This window comes from Sphingopyxis soli (genome assembly GCF_018682675.1).
In the GTDB taxonomy this organism is placed as follows: domain Bacteria; phylum Pseudomonadota; class Alphaproteobacteria; order Sphingomonadales; family Sphingomonadaceae; genus Sphingopyxis; species Sphingopyxis soli.
Window position 1 is genome coordinate 1 of record NZ_JAFMTR010000053.1, and the last position, 4,963, is coordinate 4,963.

Below are 4,963 nucleotides of genomic sequence, written 5' to 3' on the forward strand. Positions count from 1 at the left end.
CATGCTGGCTGCGGCGATGGCCTCGCTGTTTCAGCATCCATGGCCGGGCCTTGCATCCGGCGCCGCGCCGAAGGAAACGGCGGACCATGGACCCTGAAACAAGTTCAGGGTGACGATGAAAAATAGGTCAGCAATCGGCCGATAGCCGCCGGGCGCTTCAGCCCAGCGCCGCCGCGAGCCGCTGGCGCAGCGCGATCAGGGCTTCGACCGGGATGCCGTCGCTAGCCGCTGTCGGCGCGACGGGAATGGCAACAGTCGGCGAAACCGGTTCGGCGCGCACTGCCCCGACCGTCTCCGACAGCGCCTTGCGCGCGCCCTCGACGGTAAAGCCCTTCTCGTGCAACAGATGATGGATGCGCTCGGCAAGCGCGACGTCCTCTGCGCGGTAATAGCGCCGCCGTCCCGACCGCTGGAGCGGGCGAAGCTGCGGGAAGCGCGTTTCCCAATAGCGGAGCACATGCGTCGGAACGCCAATGCGATCGGCGAGTTCGCCGATGGCAAGCATCGCGCCCGATGCCTTGCCAGCGGTTTCGGTCTCGAAATCAGCCATAGGCGACGCCCGGATTATTTGCCGGCAACGCGCGCGCGCATCGTCTGGCTGGCGCGAAAGGTCATCACCCGTCGCGGCAGGATCGGCACCTCGACCCCGGTCTTGGGATTGCGGCCGATCCGCTGCGCCTTGTCGCGCAGAACGAACGTGCCAAAGCCCGAAATCTTCACATTCTGTCCGCCCGCCAGCGCATCCGACATGTGATCGAGAATCGATTCGACGATCGCGGCCGATTCGTTGCGCGACAGGCCGATTTGCTGGTTTATCTTTGCCGCGATGTCCGCGCGCGTAAGTGTCCCGGCTGCCATGGCGTTCCCTTCCCCTCCTGAAGCAGATGCAAACAAAGGTTCCCGGAAGGCCCCCACCATCACGAGTCCCGGCGCCTTATGTAACAAAAGCGAATTAATCCGCCAAACTGAAATGGATGGAGCGAGGAGTTGACGCGACGGGCGTGTTCCGAAACCGGACTCGCCCGTCCGGTGCCATCAGACGCGCAGGATCGCCGCGCCCCAGGTAAAGCCGCCGCCCATCGCTTCGAGCACGACGAGGTCGCCGCGCTTGATCCGACCGTCGCGCACGGCAAGGTCGAGCGCGAGCGGCACCGAGGCCGCAGAGGTGTTCGCATGTTGATCGACGGTCAGCACCACGCGCTCGGCGGGAAGGCCGAGCTTCTTCGCGGTCGCGTCGATGATCCGCCGGTTCGCCTGGTGCGGGACCACCCAGTCGATGTCGTCGGCCGACAGGCCGACATCCGCCAGCACCTCGCCCAGCACGGCGGCGAGGTTGGTGACGGCATGGCGGAATACCTCGCGGCCCTGCATCCGGACGTGGCCGACGGTGCCCGTGGTCGACGGACCGCCATCGACATAGAGCATGTCGGTATATTTGCCCTCGGCGTGGAGGCGCGTCGCCAATATGCCGCGATCGTCCTCGACCTCCTCCGCCGAGAGCACGACCGCGCCCGCGCCGTCGCCGAACAGCACGCAGGTCGTGCGATCCTCCCAGTCGAGGATGCGGCTGAAGGTTTCGCTGCCGATGACGAGCGCATGTTTCGCGGCGCCGGTGCGCAGCATCGAGTCGGCGACCGAGACGGCGTAGAGGAAGCCCGAACAGACCGCCGCGACGTCGAAGGCGATGCAGTCGGGCGCGCCGAGCAGCGCCTGCACCTTGGTCGCGCTGGCGGGAAAGGTGTTATCGGGTGTCGCGGTCGCGACGATGATCAACCCGATGTCCGCGGGCTGGAGCCCCGCGGCCGCCAGCGCTTCCTTCGCCGCATCGGCGCCGAGCGTCGCGGTGGTCTCGTCGGGTTCAGCGATGTGGCGGAAGCGGATGCCGGTGCGTTCGACGATCCATTCGTCGCTGGTGTCGACGCGCTCTGCAAGTTCGGCGTTCGACACGCGGGTGCGCGGCAGGGCGGAGCCGGTACCGGCCAGAATTGCGCGAAGCGTCATGCCGCGTCGCCGCTGCGGAAATTCGCGAGATCGTCGGTCACCTGACGCGTAATGTCCTTTTCGATCAGCTCGGCGCAGAGGTGGACGCAGTTCGCGACGCCCTTTGCGTCGGCGCTGCCATGGCTTTTCAGCACCACGCCGTTGAGACCGAGGAACACCGCGCCATTGTGGTTGTTCGGATCGAGGTGATGACGCAGCAACTCGGTCGCCGGGCGCGAGATCAGGAAGCCGATCTTCGAGCGCGTCGACGAGGTGAAGGCGCGGCGCAGCAGATCGGTGACGAAGCGCGCCGTCCCCTCGATCGTCTTCAGCGCGATATTGCCGGAGAAACCATCGTGGACGATCACATCGACGTCGCCGCGCGACAGCTTGTCGCCCTCGATGAAGCCGGTGAACTGCATCGGCAGCCCGTGGGCCTCGCGCAGCAGCGCCGCGGCATCGCGGATCTCGTCGGTGCCCTTGAGCTCCTCGGTGCCGATGTTGAGCAGCGCGACACGCGGGCGTTCGAGCCCCATCGCGGTACGCGCGTAGGCGGCGCCCATCACCGCGAACTGCACGAGATTATTGGCGTCGCATTCGGTGTTGGCGCCAAGGTCGAGCATGACGACGTCGTTGTCGCCCAGCGTCGGGAGCAGCGCCGCGAGCGCGGGGCGGTCGATCCCCGGCATGGTGCGCAGCGCGAGCTTGGCCATCGCCATCAGCGCGCCGGTATTGCCCGCCGACACCGCGCCGCCGGCGTCGCCGCGCTTCACCGCGTCGATCGCGAGCCCCATCGAGGTGCTCTTCGCCTTGCGGATCGCCTGGCTGGGCTTGTCCTCGCCGGTCACCACGCCATCGGTGTGGATGATGTCCGACGCGGCGCGCAGGTTCGGGTGGTTTTCCAGCGCGGCCTTGATCTGCACCTCGTCGCCGACGAGGAGAAAGCGCAGGCCGTCGTGCTTGTGGCGCGCCATCGCGGCGCCGGCGAGCATCATGCGCACGCCGACGTCACCGCCCATCGCATCGATCGCGATTCGCGGTGTGAGGCTCATCCGAACGCTCTCCGGCTAGGTCTTAGGCGCCAGCCACCACTTCGCGGCCATTGTAGTGACCGCAGGCGTTGCAAAGATTGTGCGGGCGCTTCAGCTCGCCGCAGTTCGGGCATTCCTGAAAGGCTTCGACCTTCAGGCTGTCGTGGCTACGACGCATGCCGCGCTTCGAGGGCGAGGTTTTTCGCTTGGGAACGGCCATTTTATATCCTGCATTCTGAACTGTTTATACGAATCGGCGAACCCGGACATGTCGCCCCCGTTGCCGGGAATGACTGGCCCGCCCGCCGTGCGAGGGTCGTTTCCGCCTGATAAGAGACAGAAAAACGTCCGCCGGAGGGTGCCTCAACGCCTGTTGGTGTCGGGTGCCGGATCGGGCGCGGCTATAGCGTTTTTGCCCGCAAAGGCAACCCCCGAGGCGATGCCGGATGAAGACCCTTTCTTCGTTACCCTCGAACGCGACGCGCAGCTCGGGCGACTTGATCCGGGGCTCATGCCCTCAGCGCCGCCGTGGATCCCGGATCAAGTCCGGGATGACGAAGCGATACAGGCGCCTCTTGCCCTCCCCCGCCCGCGATGCCACAGCTTCGTCACCGCCGGAATAGCGGCCAACGACAAGGGGGAAGCCATCATGATTATCTTGCCGATCAGCCTGACGATCGCCGCGGGGGCGGCCTTGCTCAACCTGTGGCTCAGCGTGCGCGTGGGACGCGTGCGGACCAAGGAAAAGGTCTTTATCGGCGACGGGGGGAACGACGCGCTCACGCGGCGGATGCGGGCGCACAGCAATTTCGTCGAAAACACCGCCTTCGTGCTGATCCTGCTCGCGCTCGTCGAACTCGGCGTCGGCTCGTCGATGTGGCTTTGGGGTGTCGGCGCGCTCTATCTGGTGGGCCGGATTCTCCACGCGCTCGGCATGGACGGGATGATGTGGGGCCGCATGGTCGGGACGATCATAACGATGCTGACGCAGCTCGGGCTCGCCGTCTTTGCGCTGTACATCGTCTATGCGACGCCCGTCAGCTTCAGCTCGAGGATCGTCGAGACCGAAGTCGTCGCCCCGAAATAGGGCCGGTCACGCCAGGGCGGCGTCGCTCACATAAGGATTGGTGCGGCGCTCCTGCGCGAAGCTGCTGTGCGCGCCATGCCCGGGCAGGAAGATGGTGTCGCCGCCGAGCGGCCACAGCTTTTTGGTGATCGAATCGAGCAGCTGCTGGTGGTTGCCGCGCGGGAAGTCGGTGCGGCCGATCGAGCCCTGGAACAACACGTCGCCGACGATCGCGAGCTTCGACGGGCGGTGATGGAAGACGACATGGCCCGGCGTGTGGCCGGGGCAATGGATAACATCGATCTCGAGATTGCCGACGGTCACCTTGTCGCCGTCGACCAGCCAGCGGTCGGGCTCGAACGGCTCGCCCTCCATGCCGAAACGTTCGCCTGCGGTCGCCAGGCCTTCGATCCAGAATCGGTCGTCCTCATGCGGTCCCTCGACCGGCACGCCGAGTTCCCTCGCGAACACGCCCGCCTGGCCGCAATGGTCCATATGGCCGTGGGTGACGAGGATCTTTTCGATCTCGACGCCGGTCTGGCGGATCGCCTCGCGCAGCTTGGGGAGATCGCCGCCGGGATCGACGAGCGCGCCCTTGTTGGTTTCGGTGCACCAGAGGAGGGTGCAATTCTGCTGGAAGGCGGTAACCGGGACGATCGCGGCCTTGAGCGGAGGCGTGGGAGCATTCATGCCCCCGATGTGGGGAAATCGCGCCGCTTTGGCAAGGCCAACACCTCGGAGGTGCTGGCTGGAGCCCTCAAAGACCGTTTGCGACCGGTTGTTGTCCTTCCTTGTCTCGTCACCCCGGACTTGGTCGGGGGTTCATTCGCGCAGCGCTGGAAAAATGGATTCCGGATCGAGTCCGGAATGACGAAGGTCTGAAAAC

The 4,963-nt window shown here is 65.8% G+C and carries 7 protein-coding genes; 1 reads left to right on the plus strand and 6 read right to left on the minus strand.

Annotation, left to right across the window (positions count from 1 at the left end; genetic code table 11):
* Positions 1-157: 157 nt before the first annotated feature.
* The 5 genes from J1N50_RS07680 to rpmF all read right to left on the minus strand — a co-directional run bounded on the left by J1N50_RS07680 (position 158) and on the right by rpmF (position 3,231).
* On the minus strand, positions 158-550 hold the full coding sequence (locus tag J1N50_RS07680) for a MerR family transcriptional regulator (protein ID WP_215352228.1): 393 nt from the start codon (positions 548-550) through the stop codon (positions 158-160).
* A 14-nt stretch (positions 551-564) separates the two neighbouring features.
* Positions 565-858, minus strand: coding sequence for an integration host factor subunit alpha (locus J1N50_RS07685; RefSeq protein WP_215352230.1), 294 nt, complete (start codon positions 856-858; stop codon positions 565-567).
* 177 nt (positions 859-1,035) lie between these two features.
* Positions 1,036-2,001 carry a beta-ketoacyl-ACP synthase III gene (locus J1N50_RS07690; protein ID WP_215352232.1) on the minus strand — a complete coding sequence of 322 codons (966 nt, stop codon included), beginning with the start codon at positions 1,999-2,001 and terminating at the stop codon, positions 1,036-1,038.
* A complete protein-coding gene (gene plsX / locus J1N50_RS07695) occupies positions 1,998-3,032 on the minus strand; it encodes a phosphate acyltransferase PlsX (RefSeq protein WP_215352234.1) in 1,035 nt (344 codons plus the stop codon). Before plsX ends, J1N50_RS07690 begins: the two co-directional genes overlap by 4 nt.
* A 22-nt stretch (positions 3,033-3,054) precedes the next feature.
* Positions 3,055-3,231: a 50S ribosomal protein L32 gene (gene rpmF, locus J1N50_RS07700; protein ID WP_053553947.1), complete on the minus strand. Its 177-nt coding sequence runs from the start codon at positions 3,229-3,231 to the stop codon at positions 3,055-3,057.
* Positions 3,232-3,660: 429 nt separating this feature from the next.
* On the opposite strand from rpmF, the gene J1N50_RS07705 reads away from it, so the two are divergent.
* Positions 3,661-4,098 (plus strand): MAPEG family protein, encoded by a 438-nt coding sequence (locus tag J1N50_RS07705; RefSeq protein ID WP_215352236.1) that lies wholly within the window; start codon positions 3,661-3,663, stop codon positions 4,096-4,098.
* Between the two features lie 6 nt (positions 4,099-4,104).
* Here the strand turns inward: J1N50_RS07705 and J1N50_RS07710 are convergent, their stop codons facing one another.
* Positions 4,105-4,767 carry an MBL fold metallo-hydrolase gene (locus J1N50_RS07710; RefSeq protein WP_215352238.1) on the minus strand — a complete coding sequence of 221 codons (663 nt, stop codon included), beginning with the start codon at positions 4,765-4,767 and terminating at the stop codon, positions 4,105-4,107.
* Positions 4,768-4,963 lie beyond the last annotated feature (196 nt).